This is a genomic window from Xanthomonas sp. WHRI 10207 (assembly GCF_040202975.1).
GTDB lineage: Bacteria > Pseudomonadota > Gammaproteobacteria > Xanthomonadales > Xanthomonadaceae > Xanthomonas.
Genome location: NZ_JBEGDX010000004.1, coordinates 397,671 through 418,367, shown reverse-complemented (window position 1 = coordinate 418,367; position 20,697 = coordinate 397,671). Strand labels below are relative to the sequence as shown.

The 20,697-nt window shown below is 64.4% G+C and carries 16 protein-coding genes and 1 other RNA gene; 12 read left to right on the top strand and 5 right to left on the bottom strand.

Annotated elements, in window-relative coordinates; translation table 11 throughout:
• Window positions 1-43 precede the first annotated feature (43 nt).
• The 4 genes from ABQU90_RS16155 (at window position 44) to ABQU90_RS16140 (ending at window position 5,126) form a co-directional block, all read left to right on the top strand.
• A complete protein-coding gene (locus ABQU90_RS16155; protein WP_115554566.1) occupies window positions 44-1,237 on the top strand; it encodes an OprO/OprP family phosphate-selective porin in 1,194 nt (397 codons plus the stop codon).
• 216 nt (window positions 1,238-1,453) lie between these two features.
• Window positions 1,454-2,782: a CitMHS family transporter gene (locus tag ABQU90_RS16150; RefSeq protein WP_115554567.1), complete on the top strand. Its 1,329-nt coding sequence runs from the start codon at window positions 1,454-1,456 to the stop codon at window positions 2,780-2,782.
• Between the two features lie 169 nt (window positions 2,783-2,951).
• Window positions 2,952-3,692 (top strand): acetoacetyl-CoA reductase, encoded by a 741-nt coding sequence (gene phbB, locus ABQU90_RS16145; protein ID WP_055848354.1) that lies wholly within the window; start codon window positions 2,952-2,954, stop codon window positions 3,690-3,692.
• A 402-nt stretch (window positions 3,693-4,094) separates the two neighbouring features.
• Window positions 4,095-5,126 (top strand): LacI family DNA-binding transcriptional regulator, encoded by a 1,032-nt coding sequence (locus ABQU90_RS16140; protein ID WP_115554568.1) that lies wholly within the window; start codon window positions 4,095-4,097, stop codon window positions 5,124-5,126.
• Window positions 5,127-5,246: 120 nt separating this feature from the next.
• On the opposite strand, the gene ABQU90_RS16135 is transcribed toward ABQU90_RS16140, so the two are convergent.
• Window positions 5,247-6,566: an MFS transporter gene (locus tag ABQU90_RS16135; RefSeq protein ID WP_323522413.1), complete on the bottom strand. Its 1,320-nt coding sequence runs from the start codon at window positions 6,564-6,566 to the stop codon at window positions 5,247-5,249.
• A gap of 266 nt (window positions 6,567-6,832) precedes the next feature.
• On the opposite strand from ABQU90_RS16135, the gene ABQU90_RS16130 reads away from it, so the two are divergent.
• The 3 genes from ABQU90_RS16130 to ABQU90_RS16120 all read left to right on the top strand — a co-directional run bounded on the left by ABQU90_RS16130 (window position 6,833) and on the right by ABQU90_RS16120 (window position 12,070).
• The gene (locus tag ABQU90_RS16130; RefSeq protein WP_323522414.1) at window positions 6,833-9,286 is read left to right on the top strand and encodes a TonB-dependent receptor; all 2,454 of its coding nucleotides are present in this window, start codon (window positions 6,833-6,835) and stop codon (window positions 9,284-9,286) included.
• 35 nt (window positions 9,287-9,321) lie between these two features.
• Window positions 9,322-11,241, top strand: a complete 1,920-nt coding sequence (locus ABQU90_RS16125) for an amylosucrase (RefSeq protein ID WP_323522415.1) — start codon at window positions 9,322-9,324, stop codon at window positions 11,239-11,241.
• 756 nt (window positions 11,242-11,997) lie between these two features.
• A non-coding RNA gene (locus ABQU90_RS16120) (sX9 sRNA) lies at window positions 11,998-12,070 on the top strand.
• An 8-nt stretch (window positions 12,071-12,078) separates the two neighbouring features.
• On the opposite strand, the gene ABQU90_RS16115 is transcribed toward ABQU90_RS16120, so the two are convergent.
• From ABQU90_RS16115 to rsgA, 3 genes are all read right to left on the bottom strand, one after another.
• Window positions 12,079-12,759: a type 1 glutamine amidotransferase domain-containing protein gene (locus ABQU90_RS16115; RefSeq protein ID WP_055848341.1), complete on the bottom strand. Its 681-nt coding sequence runs from the start codon at window positions 12,757-12,759 to the stop codon at window positions 12,079-12,081.
• A gap of 160 nt (window positions 12,760-12,919) precedes the next feature.
• Window positions 12,920-14,182, bottom strand: a complete 1,263-nt coding sequence (locus ABQU90_RS16110) for a flavohemoglobin expression-modulating QEGLA motif protein (protein ID WP_115513850.1) — start codon at window positions 14,180-14,182, stop codon at window positions 12,920-12,922.
• Window positions 14,182-15,273 carry a ribosome small subunit-dependent GTPase A gene (gene rsgA, locus ABQU90_RS16105; protein WP_323522416.1) on the bottom strand — a complete coding sequence of 364 codons (1,092 nt, stop codon included), beginning with the start codon at window positions 15,271-15,273 and terminating at the stop codon, window positions 14,182-14,184. Before rsgA ends, ABQU90_RS16110 begins: the two co-directional genes overlap by 1 nt.
• 152 nt (window positions 15,274-15,425) lie before the next feature.
• Here rsgA and ABQU90_RS16100 point away from each other — a divergent pair, with 152 nt between their 5' ends.
• The 3 genes from ABQU90_RS16100 (at window position 15,426) to ABQU90_RS16090 (ending at window position 18,154) form a co-directional block, all read left to right on the top strand.
• Window positions 15,426-16,697: a pyridoxal phosphate-dependent aminotransferase gene (locus tag ABQU90_RS16100; protein WP_055848333.1), complete on the top strand. Its 1,272-nt coding sequence runs from the start codon at window positions 15,426-15,428 to the stop codon at window positions 16,695-16,697.
• Window positions 16,697-17,347 carry an SGNH/GDSL hydrolase family protein gene (locus ABQU90_RS16095; RefSeq protein ID WP_323522417.1) on the top strand — a complete coding sequence of 217 codons (651 nt, stop codon included), beginning with the start codon at window positions 16,697-16,699 and terminating at the stop codon, window positions 17,345-17,347. Before ABQU90_RS16100 ends, ABQU90_RS16095 begins: the two co-directional genes overlap by 1 nt.
• Window positions 17,348-17,482: 135 nt before the next feature.
• Window positions 17,483-18,154, top strand: coding sequence for a methyltransferase (locus tag ABQU90_RS16090; RefSeq protein WP_055850271.1), 672 nt, complete (start codon window positions 17,483-17,485; stop codon window positions 18,152-18,154).
• A gap of 206 nt (window positions 18,155-18,360) precedes the next feature.
• On the opposite strand, the gene ABQU90_RS16085 is transcribed toward ABQU90_RS16090, so the two are convergent.
• The gene (locus ABQU90_RS16085) at window positions 18,361-18,498 is read right to left on the bottom strand and encodes a hypothetical protein (RefSeq protein ID WP_345785616.1); all 138 of its coding nucleotides are present in this window, start codon (window positions 18,496-18,498) and stop codon (window positions 18,361-18,363) included.
• A 439-nt stretch (window positions 18,499-18,937) separates the two neighbouring features.
• On the opposite strand from ABQU90_RS16085, the gene ABQU90_RS16080 reads away from it, so the two are divergent.
• Both ABQU90_RS16080 and ABQU90_RS16070 read left to right on the top strand, forming a co-directional pair.
• Window positions 18,938-19,852, top strand: a complete 915-nt coding sequence (locus ABQU90_RS16080) for an AfsR/SARP family transcriptional regulator (RefSeq protein WP_323522418.1) — start codon at window positions 18,938-18,940, stop codon at window positions 19,850-19,852.
• Window positions 19,853-20,366: 514 nt separating this feature from the next.
• Window positions 20,367-20,690: a hypothetical protein gene (locus tag ABQU90_RS16070; protein WP_323522419.1), complete on the top strand. Its 324-nt coding sequence runs from the start codon at window positions 20,367-20,369 to the stop codon at window positions 20,688-20,690.
• The last annotated feature ends 7 nt before the right edge of the window (window positions 20,691-20,697 follow it).

The following is a 20,697-nucleotide window of genomic DNA, read 5'->3' as shown; positions in this document are numbered from 1 at the left end:
GTGCATCGCTGAACGTGATTCACACATGTACCTGGGAGGGTCTGTGATCAACGACACTTTGCGTCTGCGCGCCTTCACCGCCTGCGCGGCGATCTGCCTGGCACCGGCGGCGCACGCGGCCGATGACGCGGGCCCGGTCACTGCCGAGGTAGGCGGGCGCGTGCACTGGGATTTCACCGTGTTCGACAACGACGAACGCGGTACGCCCGAGCGCAACGACACCCAGTTCCGCCGTGTGTGGCTGGATGTGGCAGGCAAGTTCTATGGCTTCAATTACAAGGCCGAGGCGGAATTTGCTGGCCTGCAGTACGAATCCGGCAGCCGCGGCATCCTGGCGCGCGATGTCTATATCGCCAAGAAGTTTTCTGCCGGCACGCTGACCGTGGGCCAGTTCAAACAGTACTTTTCGCTGGACGACCGCACCGGGTCCAACTATGGCCCGTTTCTGGAACGCGGCTATGCCTCCACCACACTGGCGCCGATCTATCGCAAGGCCATTTCCTGGCAAGCCAATCGCCCCGATGCCACTTGGTCCACGGCGCTCTACAGCCTGGAAAGCATCGACAACTCGTCCACCAAGGGCGGTGCGCTGGGGACACGTCTGACCTTTGCGCCGGAGATGGGCGAAGCGCGCCTGCGCCACCTCGGCATTTCACTGGCGCATGAGCGCTATTCGCATCCGGGCAGCGATGGTGCGGCATCCCTGTTGATCCGCCCGCGCCCTGAAAACGATCTGGCCAACAATAGCCGCATCACCTTGGCGCGGTTTGCCGATGGCCGCGATACCGACTTCGACAAGTGGTCGCTGGAATATGCCGAAGTGCTGGGCCCGTGGTCGTGGCAGAGCGAATTCAGCGGCGGCCTGCTCGACGATGGCAGCCAGCATGCCAAGGTGTTGGCAAGCTATGGCCTGGTCAGCTGGTTCGTTACCGGCGAATCGCGCGGCTACGATCGCAAGACCGGCCGCTTCAGCCGCATCAAGACGCCCAATCGCCCCAGCGGCGCGTTCGAGCTGGCGTTGCGCTACGACTACATGCGTGGCGACCAAAATCTGGATGGCCAGCCAAACTTCATCGATGCCAGCACGCAGTCGTGGACACTCGGCGGCAACTGGTATTTCAAGCCCAACCTGCGCGTGATGCTCAACGTGATCGACAGCCGCAACCGCGACCGCACGATGAATGCGGTGGTCGATCACACGCTGGCGGTGACCGGCCGGTTTCAGTACGACTTCTGATGCGCTGCTGCGACGCGCCAGGTTTTCAAGGTGTTTTGTCACGCGTCGCAGCGATGCAGCGCGAGCGCCTTACACGCGCAACGGCGTTCAACTTTGCTGTTCTGGCAGTCGCGTAATGACTGGCGTTTCTAGGTTTCCGCATCACCACCGCAGCGCGCCCTGCGCAGCGGTGCGCTCCACCCTCTCCCTGCTGCACGCCCCAAAGGATTTGCCCGCATGCTGACCGCGCTCGGTTTCGGAATGGTGATCACCTTCATGTACCTGATCATGAGCAAGCGGCTGTCGCCGCTGGTGGCTCTGATCACGGTGCCGATCGTGTTCGCACTGCTGGGCGGCTTCGGCACCGGCATCAACGACATGATGCTCGAGGGCATCAAAAAGATCGCGCCCACCGGCGTGATGCTGATGTTCGCCATCCTCTACTTCGGGGTGATGATCGATGCCGGACTGTTCGATCCACTGGTCGGGCGCATCCTGCGGCTGGTCAAGGGCGACCCGCTGAAGATCGTGATGGGCACCGCGATCCTGGCGATGCTGATCTCGCTCGATGGCGACGGCTCCACCACCTACATGATCACCGTGTCGGCGATGCTGCCGCTGTACCAGCGCCTGGGCATGAATGCACTCAACCTCACTTGCGTCACCATCTTGGCCAGCGGTGTGATGAATCTCACTCCGTGGGGCGGCCCGACCGCACGCGCCGCTACTGCCCTGCACGTGGATGCGGCCGATGTGTTCGTGCCGCTGGTGCCGGCGATGTTGCTGGCGATTGCCGGCATCATCGCACTGGCCTGGTATCTGGGCATGCGCGAGCGCCGCCGCCTGGGCGTGGTGCGCCTGCCGGCCGATGGCAGTTGGCTGGACACCAGCATCCCCGAAGACAACGACGCCTTGCCGCGCGTGGAAGACACCGAGGACATGAAGCGTCCCAAGTTGCTGTGGGTCAATCTGATCCTGACCCTGACGCTGATGGCCGCACTGGTGGTGGGCATCCTGCCGATGCCGGTGCTGTTCATGATCGGCTTCGCGCTGGCACTGATGATCAACTACCCCAACCTGGCCGAGCAACGCCGCCGTCTGGTCAATCACGCCGGCAATGTGTTGTCGGTGGTGTCGCTGATTTTTGCCGCCGGCATCTTCACCGGCATCCTGTCCAACACCGGCATGGTGGAGGCGATGTCGCGCAGTTTTCTGGCAGTGATCCCGGATAGCTGGGGCCCGTATCTGGCGGTGATCACGGCGATCGTCAGCATGCCGTTTACGTTCTTCATGTCCAACGACGCGTTCTACTTCGGCGTGCTGCCGATCCTGTCCGAAGCGGCCGGCCACTACGGCATCACCCCGGTGGAAATGGCCCGCGCCTCGCTCGCCGGGCAACCGGTGCATCTGCTCAGCCCGTTGGTGCCATCGACCTATCTGCTGGTCGGCCTGGCCAAGGTCGACTTTGCCGACCATCAACGCTTCACGCTCAAGTGGGCGGTACTGATTTCGATGCTGATGCTTGGCGGCGGGTTGTTGTTTGGTCTGTTTCCGTTGGCGCGCTGATCGCGCGCCGGGAATCGGGAATCGGGAATCGTAAGAGCGGCGCTGTGCGGTCGTGACGGTTCCTGACTTCCACATGGAGAACGCAGGCCGCAAAGGCGGCTCCTGCTCTACCGATTCCCCACTCCCGATTCCCGATTCCCCCATTCCCAACTCCAAAGGAGTTACACCAATGACGCTTCGCATTGCATACGTCACCAGCGGCATGGGCAGTGTCGGCACCGCGATCTGCCAGAAGCTGGCGCGCAGCGGGCATACCGTGGTTGCCGGTTGCGGGCCAAATTCGCCGCGTAAATCGGCCTGGTTGCGCGAGCAGCGCGAGCAGGGCTTCGACTTTGTCGCTTCCGAAGGCAATGCCGCCGATTGGGATTCCACGGTTGCCGCGTTCGCCAAGGTCAAGGCCGAAGTCGGCGAAATCGATGTCCTGGTCAACAACGCCGGCGGTAGCCGCGACACCTTGTTCCGGCAGATGACGCGCGACGACTGGAATGCGGTGATCGCCAGCAATCTGCATTCGCTGTTCAACATCTCCAAGCAGGTGGTGGATGGCATGACGTCGCGTGGTTGGGGACGCATCGTCAATATCGGCTCGGTCAGCGCGCACAAGGGGCAGATCGGGCAAATCAACTTCGCCACCGCCAAGGCCGCGATGCATGGCTTCAGCCGTGCGCTGGCGCAGGAAGTCGCTTCGCGCGGGGTCACCGTCAACACCATTTCGCCTGGCTATATCGCCAGTGCATCGATCAGCAGTTTTCCGCCGGACGTGCTCGACCGCCTGGCCACCTCGGTGCCGATGCGCCGGCTGGGCAAGCCGGCTGAAGTCGCTGGCCTGTGCGCGTGGCTGGCTTCCGACGATGCCGCCTATGTGACCGGTGCCGACTACGCGGTCAACGGCGGCCTCTACATGGGCTGACACGGACCGTGGGCCGCAAGCGCTTGTCGGAGTGCACCTCGGCACACCAGCCGCGATCACGCTACGCGACCAACCAAACGACTTCGCGACCAGCAAACGGGAGCGGCCGATGCTCGGCATCGGCAGGTCTGAGGCGTCACACTCCGGTTGCTGTGCACCGCCCACACCTGCTTGGCGCTCGCTCCGTGTTGTTGGCGGTTCTTGGCCCGCACGTGCGGATGCACAATGACGCCCTGCCCAGCCGCAGCACCCTCCCGGCACGCGACAACCAACCGCGATCACAAAGCTAGGACTGGTGTGCGCGATGGCGTTGCGCGGTTGCGCACAAGCGGCCGCCACTACGCGAACAACCCGCCTCTAGTGCGAACTGATTACACTCTGGCTTTTCCGCAGTGCGCTGCCATGGCCAAACCCTCAGAACGCACCTCGCAGAATGCACGCCCGCAGATGGCCGACATCGCCCGCATGGCGGGCGTGTCCGAGTCCACCGTGTCACGTGCGCTTGCCGGCAGCCCGGTGGTGGCAGAGCGCACCCGCGCCTACATCAAGCAAATTGCCGCCGATGCCGGGTACCAGGTCGACCCGGTCGCACGCAGCTTGCGCGCCAAACGCTCCAACACGGTGAGCGTTGCGGTGCCGATGATGCACGCACTGGATCAACCGCTGTCCGATCCGTTTCTGATGACCATGCTGGCGTTGCTGGCCGAAGAACTCACCGGACGCGGCTACAGCATGCTGCTGTCCAAGCTGGACCGGCACCAGGATGGTTGGGTGGAACAGCTTGCGCGCGGCAGCCGCTCCGATGGCGTGATCGTGCTCGGGCAGAGTTCCGAACATGCCGCGCTGGACGAAGCCGCGCGCGATGGCCTGCCGATGGCCGTGTGGGGCAGCCGCATCGATGGGCAGGCCTACATCAGCGTGGGCAGCGACAATTTTCAGGGCGGCGCGCTCGCCACCGAACACCTGATCGCCAGCGGCCGCAAGCGCATCGCATTTCTGGGCGACGACCAGTTACCCGAAGTGGCGCCGCGTTTTGCCGGTTACCGTCACGCATTGGAGCAGCACGGGCTGGAATTCGACACCCGCCTGCATGCGCGCAGCCATTTCGTCAGCGAAGACGCCTACCGCCTCACCCGCGCCATGCTCAAGAAGACCGACCCACCGGATGGGCTATTTGCGGCCTCCGATGTGATCGCCGTGGGCGCCATCCGCGCCCTGGTCGAAGCCGGCCATCGCGTGCCGCAGGACATCTCGCTGGTGGGCTTCGACGATATTCCGCTGGCCGCCTACAGCCAGCCACCGCTGACCACCGTGCGGCAGGATCTCGGTCTGGCCGCGCGCTTGCTGGTGGACCGGCTGCTGGCGCTGATCGCAGGCGAGGCGGTGCAATCGGTTGAAATGCCGGTGAAACTAGTGGTGCGCGAGTCGGCGTGAGGCTGGGAATCGGGAATCGGGAATCGGGAATCGTAAGAGCGTGCGTCCTGAGCGCGCTGTGCGGCGGCGGCCGCGCGCTCATACTCGCTACTGTGCTGGCATAACAACGCAACGCAGCGGTTACACCGCTACAGCCTTGGGCTTGCGAATACGCACGCATAGCATCGCTATCGCTGCGGCAAGCATCAATGCACCGGCCAGACGGATCACGTTGCGTGGGTCGCCGTGCAGCAACCGCTCGTAATACAGCGGCAGGGTGACGATCTGGATCAGCATCGGCAGCACGATAAACAGGTTGAACAAGCCCATGTACACGCCGGTGCGCTCGGGCGGAATGCTGTCGGCGAGCATCAGATACGGATTCCCCATCATGCTGGCCCAGGCCAGCCCGATGCCGATCATCGGCAACAACAACAACCAGCGGTTCTCGATGCCCGGCAACACCCACATACCGACGCCGGCCGCCAGCAGGCAGGCTGCGTGCGTGTACTTGGGGCCGAAGCGGCGCACCACCGGGACCATCGCAAAGGCCGCCAGAAACGCGATGAAATTGTAGAACCCACCGATCTGCCCATTGACCAGACCAGCCTCGCGAAACCCGTGCGAGGTGGCGTCGGTGGTGCCGAACAAGGTGGTCGACAGCGACAGCACGATGTACTGCCAGTAGCAGAAAATCCCGTACCACTGGAACAACATCACCGGCGCCAGCTGGCGCATGGTCGGCGGCATCGCGCGCAGGGCGCTGACGATTTCGCGCACGGTCGCGCCCAGGCCGGCACCGGTCTGACGCATGCGCGCAATCTCGGCCGGCACAATCGCAGGCTCGCGTACGCTGCGCGCGGTGATCAGGATGGACGCGGCGGAAAACCCCGCGCCGATCACGAACGCAGCAATGGTGATGTACGGAATATGGTGCGCGTTGGCGGCATCCTGATTCATACCGAACCACACCAGCAACGGTGGAGTGAGATAGGCCAGCGTCTGCGCCAGGCCGGTGAACGCGCTCTGCGTGAGATACCCGAGTGGCCGCTGCGGTGGCGCGAGCACGTCGCTGACCAACGCACGGTAGGGCTCCATCGCCACGTTGTTGGCCGCATCCAGCACCCACAGCAGGCACACCGCCATCCACAACGCGGTACTGAACGGCATCGCCAGCAGGCACAGGCTGCACACCAGCGCGCCCAGCACCATGTACGGCATGCGGCGGCCCCAGCGCGTCACCGAGCGATCGCTCCACGCGCCGACGAACGGCTGCAGCACCAACCCGGTGATCGGCCCGGCCAGCCAAAGATACGGCAGGCTGGCGTGGTCGGCGCCCAGGTAGTTGTAGATCGGGCTCATGTTGCTCTGCTGCAACCCGAAGCTGTACTGCACGCCGAAGAAACCGGCGTTGAGCGCCAGGATGCGCGCGAAAGAAAGCGGAGGAGCGGTCGACGACATGCAAGGCCCTGGGCATCGGTGCGGCTCCCAGTGGCCGCAGCGCACTGTACCCTGCGACTTATGCAATCGATTGTAACGCTGCGCCGCAACACGCGACCTTTAAGAAAATTGAGACAAACGAATACGATTCAAATGCTGCAACGCAAGATTGCAATCGATTGTATTCGAGCGTATTACTGCGCTCGCACTGCAGGCCGCACGGCCATTCCCTGGGAGGGGACGATGCAGGCGTCGGCATACCACCACCTGTGAGAGAGAGAATCGCGATGTCCACCTTGCACACCCTGCGCCTGCATGCCCTGGCCTGCGCGGTCGTTTCCTGCCTGTGCGCGCCCGCCGCGCTGGCCCAGGACGCCGCTGCCGCGCCCGCCACTCCGCCGGCTGCCGACAGCGCCGCGGTCAATCTGGATTCGGTGTTCGTCACCGGCACCTCCACCGCCACCACCAAGTTGAAGTCCAGCGTGTCGGTCAGCACCGTCGGCGCCGAGGCGATCGAACAATCGGCGCCGCGCAGCACCGCCGAAATCTTCCGCAACATTCCCGGCATCCGCTCCGAATCCAGCGGTGGCGAAGGCAACGCCAACATCGCCGTGCGCGGTCTGCCGGTGGCCTCTGGCGGCGCCAAGTTCCTGCAGCTGCAGGAAGACGGCTTGCCGGTGATGGAGTTCGGCGATATCGCCTTCGGCAACGCCGATATCTTCCTGCGCTCGGATTTCACGATGGATCGCATCGAAGCCATCCGCGGCGGCTCGGCGTCGACGTTCACCAGCAATGCGCCCGGCGGCATCATCAACTTCATCAGCAAGACCGGCGATACCGAAGGCGGCAGCGTCGGCGTCAGTCGCGGTCTGGACTACGACAACACCCGCATCGACTTCAATTACGGCGCGCCGTTCGCCGAGCATTGGCAGTTCAACATCGGCGGTTTCTTCCGCCAGGGCGACGGCGTGCGCGATGCCGGCTACACCACCGACAAGGGCGGCCAACTCAAGGCCAACCTCACCCGTCTGTTCGAGAACGGCTACGTGCGTGTGTACGGCAAATACCTCAACGACCGCGCAGCCGGCTATCTACCGGTGCCTACCTCGGTGCGTGGCCGCGACGGCTCGCCGGACCTGGGCGGCTTCCCCGGTTTCGATCCAGGCAACGACACCTTGTACAGCCGTAATTTCCGCACCGATGTCGGCCTGAATGGCAACAATCAGCCGCGCCGCACCGACCTGGGCGACGGCATGCACCCGATCTCGCGCACCATCGGCGCCGAAGCCTGGTTCGACCTGGGCAATGGCTGGAACCTGAGCGATAAATTCCGTATCGCCGACAACAGTGGCCGCTTCGTCAGCCCGTTCCCGGCCGAAGTCACCGACGCCACCTCGCTGGCATCGTCCATCGGTGGCGCCGGCGCGCAGCTGGTGGAGGCCGGTGGCCCGAATGCCGGCCAGGCCTACACCGGCAATGCCATCCGCACGCATCTGTTCAACGTCGCCATCAACGATCTGGGCAACGTCACCAACGACCTCAGCCTCTCGCGCGAGTTCGATGGCGACGGCCGCACACTGAATCTGCGCATGGGCTATTACAGCTCGCGCCAGACCATCGACATGGACTGGACCTGGAACTCCTACGTGCAGAGCCTGGGTCGCGACTCGCGCCTGCTCAACGTGGTCGACGCAGCAGGCGTGTCGCGCTCGCAGAACGGCCTGTATGCCTACGGCACGCCGTTCTGGGGCGATTGCTGCATCACCCGCAGCTACGACGTGCGTTACGACGTCAACGCGCCGTATGTCGCGCTCACCTTCGACAGCGGCAAGTTCAGCATCGACGGCAGCCTGCGTTACGACATGGGCGATGCGCGTGGCAACTACAGCGGCACTGCGATTGCGCAAAACCTGGACGTCAACGGCGACGGCGTGATCCAGCCGGTGGAACAGCGCGTGGCCACCGTGGACACCGCCAACGCACGCCCGGTGGACTACGACTGGAACTACCTGTCGTATTCGTTGGGCAGCAACTATCTGATCAGCGACGATCTAGGCGCGTTCGCCCGCATCAGCCGCGGCGCACGCGCCAATGCCGATCGCCTGTTGTTCGGCGTGGTGCGCGACGACGGCTCGGTGTCGTCCGATGAAGGCGTCAACGTGGTGCGCCAGGCCGAAGCCGGCCTGAAGTGGCGTCGCGACGGGCTGAGCCTGTTCGCCACCGCCTTCTCTGCACGCACCCAGGAACAGAACTTCGAAGTCACCAGCCAGCGCTTCTTCAACCGCAGCTACAAAGCGCACGGCGTGGAGCTGGAAGCCAGCTACCGCTACGAGGGCTTCACCGTCAACGGCGGCCTGACCTGGACCGATGCAGAGATCTCCCGCGACCAGATCACCCCGGAAAATACCGGCAATGTGCCGCGTCGCCAGGCTGATTTCGTTTGGCAGCTCACCCCGAGCTATCGCGGCGACGGCTACCAGTTCGGCGTGAATCTGATCGGCACCACCGACGCCTATACGCAGGATTCCAACCAGCTGAAGATGCCCGGCTACACGCAGGTCAACCTGTTCGGCGACTACCGCGTGACCGATTCGCTCACCGTCGCACTCAACGTCAACAACCTGTTCAACACCTTTGGTCTGACCGAAGCCGAAGAAGCCACGATTCCGGCCAACGGCATCATCCGCGCGCGCTCGATTGCCGGCCGCACCACCAGCATCAGCCTGCGCTACGACTTCTAAGGACCCCGCGCCGGGCCCAGGTCCGGCGGCTTCCAATGAGCACCTCCCCCATCGATTCCACCGCATCACGCGCGGCCTTTGCCGCGCCGCTGGATGCACAGCGCGCCGAGCCGTTGTTGGCGCGCTTTGACGAACACGCACCACGTCTGCTGGATGCACTGCAGTCGCTGTATGGGCAACGCCCCGATTACGCAGCGTGGTTGACGCAGTGGTTGGGCGCGCTCGGCAGCAGCGCGCAACACCGCCCGCAGGCATTGCAACAGCTCGATTCCACCCGCAAGCCGGGCTGGTTCGGCGCACAACACATGCTGGGCTACAGCGCCTACGTGGACCGCTTCGCCGGCACTTTGCAGGGCGTGGCCGAGCGCGTGCCGTATCTGCAGGAACTGGGCGTGCGCTATCTGCATCTGCTGCCGTTTCTGCGCGCACGCGCCGGCGACAACGACGGCGGCTTTGCGGTCAGCGACTACGGCCAGGTGGAGCCGAGCCTGGGTAGCAACGACGACCTGGTTGCGCTCACCACGCGGCTGCGCGCATCGGGCATCAGCCTGTGTGCGGATTTCGTGCTCAACCATACCGCCGACGATCACGCCTGGGCACAAGCCGCACGCGCTGGCGATGCACGCTATCTCGATTACTACCATCACTTCGCCGACCGCAGTCTGCCCGATCAATACGAAACAACGCTGGCGCAGGTGTTTCCGCATACCGCACCGGGCAACTTCACCTGGGTGGACGACACCGCACAATGGATGTGGACCACGTTCTATCCCTACCAATGGGATTTGAACTGGAGCAACCCAGCCGTGTTCGGCGACATGGCGCTGGCAATGCTGCAGCTGGCCAACCTCGGAGTGGAAGCGTTCCGCCTGGATTCCACCGCCTATCTGTGGAAGCGCACCGGCACCGACTGCATGAACCAGCCCGAGGCGCATACCTTGCTGGTGGCGCTGCGTGCGGTCGCCGACATCGTTGCGCCGTCGGTGGCGATGAAGGCCGAAGCCATCGTGCCGATGAGTCAACTGCCGCCCTACTTCGGCAGCGGCGCCGATCAAGGCCACGAATGCCACCTGGCCTACCACAGCACGCTGATGGCAGCTGGGTGGTCGGCACTGGCGCTGCAACGCGGCGATATTCTGCATCAGGTCATTGCACACAGCCCGCCGCTGCCGGCCAACTGCGCATGGCTGAGCTACGTGCGTTGCCACGACGACATCGGCTGGAATGTGCTGCAGCACGAAGCCGCGGGCAATGCCACGCAACCGGCGTTTTCGCTGCGCGATGTCGCGCGCTTCTACGCCAATGCGCTACCGGGCAGCTACGCGCGTGGCGAAAGCTTCCAGAGCAGCGGCGATGGCGTACACGGCACCAACGGCATGGCGGCCGCACTCGCCGGCATCCAGGCGGCGCACGATGCGGGTGATGCGGCGGCTTTGGCCATGGCAGTGGACCGGCTGGTGCTGCTCTACGCGGTTGCCCTGGCGATGCCGGGCGTGCCACTGATCTACATGGGCGACGAACTCGCATTGCCCAACGACATCAGCTACCGCGTGGATGCACAGCGCCAGCACGAAGGCCGCTGGTTGCATCGCCCGGCAATGGACTGGCAGCGCGCCGCGCAGCGCCACGACAGCAACAGCGTGAGCGGGCAGGTCTATCAGCGGTTGCACGCATTAATCCAGCAACGCACGGCACTACCGGCACTTGCTGCGGATCAACCGTTGGGCAGTGTTGCGTTGGAGAACGCGCAGTTGTTTGCGCTGACGCGTGGCGACAGCTTTGTCGCCGTCCACAACTTCAGCGATCAACCGCTCGACGTGACGCTTGCAGGCAAGCTGAGTGGCCGGTGGCAGGTGTTGGCCGACAAGCACGATGCAGTTGCAGAACCGCTAGGCGATGATCTGCGTCTTGCGCTGCCTGGGTATGCGGTGCGCTGGTTGCAACGTATCGACTGAGCGATGCGGGTGCGGGGTGCTGGTCGATGACCTGCGCTCTGCACTGCCTGCAATACGGGGCCTAGTTGAAACATGTTGCTTGAGTAAGGCGCTTGCGGTTCTTGGTCGATGACCTGCGCCTTGCGCTGCCTGCAGTGCGGGCGCTGGTTGGTACGTTCTTCTTGAGCAACGCACTTGCCGGTCTTGATCCATGACCTGCGCCTCGCGCTGCCTAAAGTACGGGCGCTGGTTGGTACGTTTTGCTTGAGCAAGGCACTTGCTGGTCTTGGTCGATGACCTCCGCCGTGCACTGCCTGCAGTACGGGAGCTGGTTGGTGCGTTTTGTTTGAACGATGCGGGCGCGGGGTCTTGGCGATGCGTCAACCGTACCCTCACCCCAACCCCTCTCCCGACGGGAGAAGGGCTAGCGTTACTGCATTGGTACCACGCGTCCTTACGTCATCGCGTGGGCGCGCCTTACGGCCACTGCGCTGGAATGTCTTAAGCCACTGCGCTGGAGTGTCTTGCGCGGGAATGGCTAGGCCTCCCAGTACTCGGCAGCACCCATGCAGAGGTGCCGATTCGCTATCACGCGTGCAATAGCGTTGCTCGCTCAGCCGAGCTTGAGTTTGCAGCAGCGACACGCATCCGCGAAGGCTGCTGCACAAACCACGCGCACCACTAATACAGCGCCTCGACAACGCGTAGGCAGCAAAGAGCAGCCAACAAAGCTAGCGGGTAGTCGCCAGGGAAACGCGGACGATGCTCGGAATCGACATGCACCACTCGTGCACGTCGGTTCCTAAGCACGCCGTCCACGCTTGACGACTAGTCGCTGCGCTTCTTGGCCGCTCTCACTCAACCCTTCAACAGCGTCAGCAGGGTTTCTGCAGTCTTTTCCGACGACGCCGGGTTCTGGCCGGTCACCAGAGTGCCGTCGGCAATTACATGTACTGCCCAATCGGCCTTCTTTTCGTACTTTCCACCGAGTTCGGTCAGCACGTCTTCCACCAGGAACGGCACGATCTTGGTCAGACCGACTGCCTCTTCTTCGCCATTGGTGAAACCGGTGACGCGGCGACCGTTGACCAGCGGCTTGCCATCGCTGCCCTTGACGTGACGCAGTGCGCCCGGCGCATGGCAGACCAGGCCGTGCGGCTTGTCGGCGGCGGCGAAGGCTTCGATCAGCGCGATCGACTGCTTGTCTTCGGCAAGATCCCACAGCGGACCGTGGCCGCCCGGATAGAACAGCGCATCGAAATCGTCGGCTTTGACGTCAGCAAGACGATGGGTGGTGGCCAGCACCTTCTGCGCATCACTATCCTGCTTGAAGCGCTTGGTGGCCTCGGTCTGCGCATCGGGCTCATCGCTCTTCGGGTCCAGCGGCGGCTGGCCGCCCTTCGGCGAGACCACGGTGATGTCGGCGCCAGCGTCCTTGAAAACGTAGTACGGCGCGGCGAATTCTTCCAGCCAGAAGCCGGTCTTCTTGCCGGTATCGCCCAGCTGGTCGTGGGACGTGAGCACCATCAAGATTTTCATCGCATTGCCTCGTGTTATGGCCCAGAACGGGCGAGGCGTGCAGTGTGCAGTCCGGTTCGTTGCAACATCGTGTAGAACGCGCGGCCTTGCATGCGCAGGTTCACCGACGCGATCAAGATGTGATCGCGCACGTGCATTTCACCGAACGCTGTGTGCCATCTCAGACATTCATTGCCGGCGGTTGCAATTGATCCATGCGGATGCGATTGGCAAACAGCGAAAACGCCAGCATGCCTGCGAGCCCGCTGATCCGGCTCACCCACGGCGGCAGCCAGCGCGGCGCGACCAGCACCCCGCTGTCGAACAAGGGTGCAAACCGCGCCACATCGCCCAACGCCATCTTGCCGGCGAACAGATAACGGCATAGCTGCAGTTGGTCGCGCTGCAAGGCATGCCGGAAGAAGGTATGCACCGCGACCAGGCCGCGCAGGTAGACGGTGTCCTTGGTAAACGCACCGCCGCCTGCCGTCGGCACACCGCGGAATACGCGCTGCGCCGACGAAAAACTTTCGGTTGCACTCTGCCCGCTCTCGGTGAAATAGCGGAACACCTCAATGAAGTCGGCGCCCGAGCGCGCCATCGCAATCGCTTCGATGCGCAGGCTGATGCGTTTCATGCGTTCGATATCGATGCTGCCGGTGATCTGCTCCGCAAACGTCGCCAGGCCTTCCTGGGTTGCGGTGGTGCGCGGCGATGAAATGCCCAGGCTGGGCAGATGCACCTGCGCGCGGCCATTGAGCGCAGTGAGCGAATGCACCAGCGCCTCGTGATGAAACAGCTGCGCACGGTCGTAATCGCTGAAGGTAGCGCCGGTGCGCAAACGGATCCGGTGCGCACCGGCCGCGGCCTTGGCGAGCAGATCCGGATCGAGCGTGACGGTGATGACGCGTCCTTCGAAGAACGCATCCAGATCGTTCTGCAGCTGCATGCGCAAGGCGGTGGCAGACACCGGCACCTGCTCTTCCGGTGCAAGCAGCTCACGATCGAGTTCCTGCGCGATCTGGATGAAATGCCGCGCCGCTTCGCGCGTGGTCGGGCCGTTGCCCGGCATCGGGTCGTCAGGCACGCCGAACAACTGCGCCGAATAGTCGCTGACCGCACTGGTGCCCAGCGATTCCAGCAGACCGGCCGCCAGGCTCCAGCTATGCGTCGAATCGATCAGATACGCGCCGATCGGGTGATGCGGGTCGGCGGCTTTCGCAATCGCGGCCAGCTCGCGCCGGGTGTCGCCAAAATCCAGCGCCGGGTAGTCCACCTGCGGCAGCTCCGGCTGCCCGCGCGCCACACTCTGCAGAAACGGCTCCTGCAGCGAGCGCGGCCAGCTCGCCAGGGCGAGCAGGCGCACCCCGCGCACGGCCTTGACCAGGCGCGCATCCAGCGCCGCGTGATGGACGATGTCCGGCGGCCCCTTGCGCGATGGCATCAGCGCCGTCCGGGACGATCGACGCTGGCCGGCCGCCTGCCCGAGCCCTTGCCGCGGTTGTTCTGCGCAACACGGGTGGCGAGCTTTTCGGCCGCACTGGCCACTTCCTCGCGCAGCTTCATGTAATTGGCCACACGCTCCGGATCCAGCGTATCGGCCTCGATCGCCGCGCGCACCGCGCAACCGGGCTCGGCGATATGCGCGCAATCGTTGAAGCGGCACTGCGCCGCCAACGCTTCCACATCAGAGAAACCGCCTTCAGCCAGGTCTTCCTCACCGGTTGGCTTGAGCTCGCGCATGCCGGGCGTATCGATCAGGCAGGCGCCGGTTGGCAACGGGATCAACGCACGGTACGTGGTGGTATGCCGGCCACGCGAATCGTTTTCGCGCACCGCATTGGTCTTCATCTTCTGCGTGCCGAGCAAGGTATTGGTCAGCGTCGACTTGCCCGCACCGGACGAGCCCACCAGCACCGCCGTGCGCCCGTCGCCCAACCACGGCCGCAGCGCTGCCACGCTCTCTGGATCCTTCGCATTGACCGCACGCAGCGGGATGTTCTGCGCCTCCAGCTCTTCCAATACCGCCAACGCATCCTCGGCGTACTCGGTCTGATCGGCCTTGGTCAGCACCACCACTGGCTGCGCGCCACCGCCCCCTACCAGCAGCAGATAGCGTTCGATGCGGCGCGGATTGAAGTCCGCATCCAGCCCGCACACGATGAACACCGTATCGATATTGGCCGCGATCACCTGCTGGTGGTAATGCTCACCAGCCGCCCCGCGCTTGATCGAGGTGCGCCGCGGCAGCAGCGCCACGATGCGCTTGCCCTCCATCAGCACCCAATCGCCCACCGCCGCCCGCTCATGGCTCGGGAAGCGCGGCCGCTGCCACTCCGGCAACGACTCAGCCTTCAGGCTGGCCTCCGGCGTATCGGCCACCACATAGCCGGTACGGTGCTGTTCCACCACCCGCGCCGGCAGTGCCTGCGGATGCGCGGCAAACACCGCCTGCCACGCAGCCTCCTCAGGAGGACCGGGCCAGGGCCAGCCGATGGATTGGAGGGTGGAGTAGTTGGGGGATGTGTCGCTCATCGGGGGATTCTAGCTGGCTGGACGCAGGGGCTTGTGCAATCGACCTGCAGCCGGGCTTGAAGCCCCACTTGACATCGTTGCCGATGCAAGCATGTCCGCTTGTCATATTTCCGCTACCATGCCAAGCCTCACGCCTACAACCGGCCCGTCGCATGTCCACTACCCCGCAAAAGCCGCTCGCCATCCGCGAGCGTCTGTCCGAAGTCCGCTACGAGATCCGGGGCGAGCTGGCGCGACGAGCGCGGGAGTTGGAGGCGCAGGGCCGCAAGCTGATCAAGCTCAACATCGGCAACCCGGGTGCATTCGGGTTCCGCGCGCCGGAGCATCTGCAGCGCGCGATTGCCGACGACATGGGTCGCACCGATCCCTATACCCATCAGCAGGGCCTGCCGGAAGCGCGCGAGGCGATCGCCAAGGCGTATTCGCGTCGTCAGCACCCCGATGCCCACCCTGACCGTATTTTTGTCGGTAACGGGGTCAGCGAGCTGATCGACCTCTCGCTGCGCGCCCTGCTCAACCCCGGCGACGAAGTGCTGGTGCCCTCGCCCGACTACCCGCTGTGGTCGGCGGCCACCATCCTCAACGATGGCCGTCCGGTGTATTACCGCTGCGCGCCGGAGAACGGCTTCCAGCCGGACCCGGTGGAGATCGAGACGCTGGTGTCCTCACGCACCCGCGCCATCGTGCTGATCAACCCCAACAATCCCAGCGGCGCGAGTTATTCGCGCGAGTTGCTAGAGCGCATCGTGGCGATTGCGACCAAACACAACCTGCTGCTGATGGTCGACGAAATCTACGACCAGGTGCTGTACGACGGCGCGGCTTTCGTGCCGGTGGCGCCGCTGGCCGGTGCGCACCCCTGCATCACCTTCGGCGGGCTGAGCAAGGTGCACCGCGCCTGTGGCTGGCGCGTGGGTTGGGCGCTGCTGTCGGGCGAGCAATCGCGCATCAACGATCTGCGTAACGCGATGGATCTGCTCGGCGCCTTGCGCCTGTGCGCCAACGTGCCGGGGCAGTACGCCATCGATGCCGCGGTCAACGGGCCGGACACCATTTCCGCGTTGTGCGCGCCCGGTGGCCGTCTGTACGAAACCCGCCGTGCGGTGATCGAGGCCTGTGCGGCCAGCGAGCATCTGCAGCTGGTCGCACCGGCCGGGGCGCTGTACGCATTTCCGGCAGTGGTCGGCGCGGCCGCACGCAATTTCGACGATCACGAGTTCGCGCTGGACCTGATGAACGAAGAAGGCGTGCTGGTCGTGCCCGGCTCCAGCTTCAACGTGCCGTACCGCCATCACTTCCGCGTGACCTTGATGCCGGAAGCCAGCGTCATGCGCGATGTATTTGCGCGCATCGACCGCGCACTGGCACGCCGTGCCGAGGCCGTGACCAAAGTGGTGCCACTCAAGTCGCGCAGCGTCGCTTGATGGCGGCGCCTGGTACGCCGCTGCGCTATCTGGCGCTGGGCGATTCGTACACCATCGGCGAAGGCGTCGAGCCTGCGCAGCGCTGGCCGATGCAGTTGGTCGATGGTCTGCGTGCCCACGGTTGGAACGTGGCGCTACCGCAGATCATCGCCACCACCGGCTGGACCACCGACGAATTGCAGGCCGGTATCGACGCGGCCGCACCGCAGGGCACATTCGATCTGGTCAGTCTGCTGATCGGCGTCAACAACCAGTATCGCGGGCGCTCGCTGGACGAATACCGCAGCCAGTTCGATACGTTGTTGCAGCGTGCGATCGGGTTTGCCGGTGGTCATGCCGCGCGCGTGGTAGTGCTGTCGATTCCGGATTGGGGGCTGACACCATTCGCGCATGCGCAAGGCGGCGATGCGGGGCTGATCGCGGCGCAGATCGATGCTTTCAACAGCGTGGCGGCAGAGCGTTGCGCAGCGCGCGCAGTGCGGTTTGTCGACATCACCGCCACCAGTCGCGATGGCGGCGATGCTGTCGACATGCTGGTCGACGATGGCCTGCATCCCTCTGGTGCGATGTATGCGCGTTGGGCAGCGATGGCGCTGCCCGCAGCGCGCGATGCGCTGGGCGCTGTCGGATCCGTGGACACGCCTGCCTAAAGCGCCACGACGCGCAGCCGCGCATCGCGAAACCGCCAACCGGGCCTACCGCAATCGGGGCGACTGGCTCTAAGCTAGCCGTGCAGCACGCCTGATTGCCAAGGAACGACATTGCACAGCACCGCCACCCAACCGATGAGCCGCGCCCAAGCGCTGGCGATCGCACGCGCTTTTTTGCCCAAGCATCCGCTCGGCAACCGCTACGATTACTACTACACGCAAGCCAAACTGCGCACCGACCCGTTGTATCCCGGCGTGCTGGCCGAGCTGCGCAGCACAACTGCGCCGGTGCTGGATCTGGGCTGCGGGCTGGGCTTGCTGGCGCATGCATTGCGTGCCGATGGCCAGGCGCTGGCGTATCACGGCGTGGATGTGGATGCTTCCAAGATCCGCCGCGCGCAGCACATTGCGCAACGCTCGCATCTGGGCAATACCAAGTTCGAAGTGGTCGATCTGAGCATCGCGTGGCCGCAGCATCAGGGCAGCGTCACCATTCTGGACGTGCTGCAGTATCTGCAGTCGGACATGCAGGCCAGCCTGTTGCGCAGCGTGGCGCAGATGCTCACACCCGGCGCCAAGCTGGTGATTCGTAGCGCATTGGGCGATGCCAGCGGCCGCGGACGCACCAGCCGCGTGACCGACGTGCTGGCGCATCTGAGCGGCTGGATGCAGCGCATGCCGCGCAGCTACCCCACCCGCGACAGCCTGCAGGCCCACCTGGATGCGGCCGGCCTGCGCGCAACCTTTGCGCCGCTGTACGGCAACACGCCGTTCAACAACTGGTTGATCGTGGCCGAACCGCGCTGAGCGCTGCCGTCTTGGCGACAGCGGTGCAAGCAGATGCGCCGTCTGCATGCACCGTCTCCATCGCTGACGTGCGCACGCGACGGACGCAACGTAGTGCCTGGAACTCCCTTGGCTCCGACTTCGTAGCGATTGCCTTCCAGCAGGGCGAGATAGCAGCCACCACGGTCGCGGTTGTTCCGTGGTTTGAAGATGCCGGTGTAGCTGACCTACAACGAATAGCGATCGTGCAGATCGAACATCAGACCAGCGTACGGCGTGGTGCGGCCGCAGCGCTCGGACGAATTTGCCGACACAAGCTGACAGGTGTTTTTCCAGTCGGTATCGCTGTCAATACGCAGGCGCATCGCCTACCCGCCTTCGCCCGCAGCCGCCCCGTCGAAAACGGCCACGCAGGCCGTGCCTGGTAATCCGCGCGCGATGCCGCGCATTCGCCCGGGAAGCCGTCGCGTGCAGCCGCGGGAAACGGCCTTGGAGGACAAACGTCGCATGGTGTCGATTGCAGGATGTCGACTGCATGGTCAGCGATGCTGACGCAGCGCCTCCGCTGCGCGGTTGACACGCGACTGCCGTCTGTCCGCCATCGCTACGCCTGCGCGAACAGCCGTGGCATGATCGCGCCCTCACACGCCGGCCGTCCTACGGCACGGGATGCCGGGACAACAAGGGGATGTCTCGTATCGGTGTGGATCGGACTTTTTGCCCACCATGGGGCGCTCGCGGAAGGGGCCGCAGGCGTAGGTGTGCCGAATGGACATTGGCTGCATTCGAGCGAGGATGGCGAGGATGTTCAGGATCTGGTTGTTCGGTTCGGTTTCCGTTGCCCAGGACGAAGGACGCGCAGTTGCGGTCTCCGGACGTTGCGGCAGTCTGCTGGCCTATCTGGCCATCGGCCAGCATCGGTATTTCAGTCGTGGCGAGCTCATTGCCAGCCTGTGGCCCGAACGCGATGCCGGCGCGACGGCGGGATCGTTCAATACCGCCCTGTGGCGCCTGCGCCGCATCGTCGAATCCCCGCCACTGGATCACGGCGATCTGATCGTGTGCGACCGGCGCGGCGCGATCGGCCTGGATGGCCCGATGGACGTCTGGCTCGATGTCGCCGAATTCAGCAAGGACATCGCACCAGGCCTGAGCAAGCCGCCCGAGCAGATGACCGAGGCGGAAATCGCCGGACTGCAACGCGGCGTCGCGCTGTACCGCTCCGACATCCTGATGGATGTCTCCGACGATTGGGCGCTGCGCGAACGCGAAAAACATCGCCGCAGTTATCTCAACGCGCTCTGGCGCCTGGTTCAGATCGCCACGATCCGGCGCGACTACAGCGAAGGAATCCGGCATGCACAAGCGATTCTGGACAGCGACGCGCTGCGCGAAGATGTGCACCGCGCACTGATGCAATTGTTCGTACTCAACGGACAACGCGCACATGCCTTATGCCAGTTCGAGCGCTGCCGCGAGCTGTTGCGGCGCGAGCTGGCGATCCAACCGATGCGCGAAACGATGACGCTCTATCACCGCATTGCCGACGGTGCCATCGGGACGAGCGTAGAAGACACGGTGCCTGCGCCTGCTGCACGCCCCTTCCCGTTTGCCGACAGCGCCGGTCAGCACGCACAGATGCTGATCGAAAACGCACGTCGTGGCCTGGCCGCGGCAGATGCGCAACTGCAATTGAGCCTGCAGTTCCTGGAACCCTGAGTTCTCCAACACTGGCGCACGCCGCGCTGCCCGATGCCGAGCGCGTGGGTATCTGCGTGTTCGTTGCGGCGCTGCGCTGCTGCAACCAGCCCGGTCCATCGCGCGCAGCAGCCTTGCTGCACCATCGGCGAGCCCGGCGCATGGCGTACGAAGTGCGGCCCGCCGCATAAGGCGAATGCCACCGTCCCGGCGTGCGAACCGATCGAGGTGCCGCTGCTGCGCGATGCGCGCGACCGACCCTCTCTGCAACCTGCGCTGCCCGACTGGGATACCGGCTGGAGCCACCGTGGCGACTAGCTGGTGACGCGCCAGCACTTCCGCACGCTGTCCCTTTTCCAACCCGTACGCGCCCCGGCAACCAGGCGTGTGGACCGACGCTGCCTGCGCTGCACGTCGCGATGCATCACTGCTGCATCACACAGGAAGACGGCGCGGTGATTCACCGGTGATCTGGCGGTGATGCATCGGTGATGCAGGCGGCCTAGCGTGAATCCACCTCACCCGGAGCGCGGGCATGGCACTGCTGGAGGACCGAACCGCCGCCTTCATCGTCCGGGTTTGGGGAGAGCGTGGCGACGGCGACGACACGGTACGGGAGTGGCGCGGCTCGATCGAGCACGTGCAATCCGGTGAACGCACGTTCTTCCGTCATCTCGAGCAGGCCATGAGTTTCATGCAACCCCATCTGGAGAGTATCGGCATCGACACCCAGCAACGCTTCTGGGAACACATCGCGACCGACATCGACAGCGCACCGAATCCCGCTGCAGCTAAGCCCGCTTCTCCCGTCTCCACGCCACCGCCGCACGCCGCTCTTCCACCCCGCAAGCGCCGCTAGGAGTTCC

Excerpts from the sequence above, each read along its gene's own strand:
- ABQU90_RS16080 (WP_323522418.1), top strand. The coding sequence starts at position 18,938 with ATGTTCAGGATCTGGTTGTTCGGTTCGGTTTCCGTTGCCCAGGACGAA.
- phbB (WP_055848354.1), top strand. The coding sequence starts at position 2,952 with ATGACGCTTCGCATTGCATACGTCACCAGCGGCATGGGCAGTGTCGGC.
- ABQU90_RS16110 (WP_115513850.1), bottom strand. The coding sequence starts at position 14,182 with ATGCCATCGCGCAAGGGGCCGCCGGACATCGTCCATCACGCGGCGCTG.
- ABQU90_RS16115 (WP_055848341.1), bottom strand. The coding sequence starts at position 12,759 with ATGAAAATCTTGATGGTGCTCACGTCCCACGACCAGCTGGGCGATACC.
- ABQU90_RS16100 (WP_055848333.1), top strand. The coding sequence starts at position 15,426 with ATGTCCACTACCCCGCAAAAGCCGCTCGCCATCCGCGAGCGTCTGTCC.
- ABQU90_RS16085 (WP_345785616.1), bottom strand. The coding sequence starts at position 18,498 with ATGCGCCTGCGTATTGACAGCGATACCGACTGGAAAAACACCTGTCAG.
- ABQU90_RS16125 (WP_323522415.1), top strand. The coding sequence starts at position 9,322 with ATGAGCACCTCCCCCATCGATTCCACCGCATCACGCGCGGCCTTTGCC.
- ABQU90_RS16150 (WP_115554567.1), top strand. The coding sequence starts at position 1,454 with ATGCTGACCGCGCTCGGTTTCGGAATGGTGATCACCTTCATGTACCTG.
- ABQU90_RS16140 (WP_115554568.1), top strand. The coding sequence starts at position 4,095 with ATGGCCAAACCCTCAGAACGCACCTCGCAGAATGCACGCCCGCAGATG.
- rsgA (WP_323522416.1), bottom strand. The coding sequence starts at position 15,273 with ATGAGCGACACATCCCCCAACTACTCCACCCTCCAATCCATCGGCTGG.
- ABQU90_RS16130 (WP_323522414.1), top strand. The coding sequence starts at position 6,833 with ATGTCCACCTTGCACACCCTGCGCCTGCATGCCCTGGCCTGCGCGGTC.
- ABQU90_RS16095 (WP_323522417.1), top strand. The coding sequence starts at position 16,697 with ATGGCGGCGCCTGGTACGCCGCTGCGCTATCTGGCGCTGGGCGATTCG.
- ABQU90_RS16070 (WP_323522419.1), top strand. The coding sequence starts at position 20,367 with ATGGCACTGCTGGAGGACCGAACCGCCGCCTTCATCGTCCGGGTTTGG.
- ABQU90_RS16135 (WP_323522413.1), bottom strand. The coding sequence starts at position 6,566 with ATGTCGTCGACCGCTCCTCCGCTTTCTTTCGCGCGCATCCTGGCGCTC.
- ABQU90_RS16090 (WP_055850271.1), top strand. The coding sequence starts at position 17,483 with ATGAGCCGCGCCCAAGCGCTGGCGATCGCACGCGCTTTTTTGCCCAAG.